Raw genomic sequence first — 530 nt, forward strand, 5'->3', positions numbered from 1 at the left:
GATGATCTCCTGCTTGCGCCGGATCGCATCCTCCTTGCCGCGCGCCTCCCATTTGTCCCACCAGGGGCCGAACTTCGCCACCAGTGCGTCACCGGACATCTCATCGATGACCTTGCGAACATCTTCGGGCAGCGCATCGTATGTCTGCTTGTTCATGACGACGTAGAAAGCCGCTGCATAGGAGCGCGCATCGGTATGATATTTCAGCGTCTCGTTGAGCTTGATGGCGCTGACGAGGTCCCACGTCGTCACCACCCCGTCGAGCACACCACGTTCGAGGCTTTCGTAGATCTGCGCGGGCGGCATGCCGACGGGCGAAGCCCCCAGCGCCTCCAGCATGGCGGAGACCGCAGGGCTCGGCGTGCGCAAACGCAGCCCCTTCAGATCATCGAGCGAACGAACCGGACGATTGACCGTATGAAAAAGACCTCCGTGATGGACGAAAAGCGCCAGCACCTTGAAGTCATCGTACTCCTTGCCGAGTGCGCCTTCCTTGTAGAGTTGCCACAGCGCCTGCGAGCCGGGACCAG

Annotated in this window: 1 protein-coding gene; it reads right to left on the minus strand. The window is 61.1% G+C overall.

Going from position 1 to position 530, the window contains the following annotated elements:
• A partial coding sequence (gene dctP, locus G3A47_RS23375) for a TRAP transporter substrate-binding protein DctP (RefSeq protein ID WP_166926676.1) occupies positions 1-530 on the minus strand: 530 nt, incomplete at both ends.

The organism is Flavobacterium poyangense, assembly GCF_011751075.1.
GTDB lineage: Bacteria > Bacteroidota > Bacteroidia > Flavobacteriales > Flavobacteriaceae > Flavobacterium > Flavobacterium poyangense.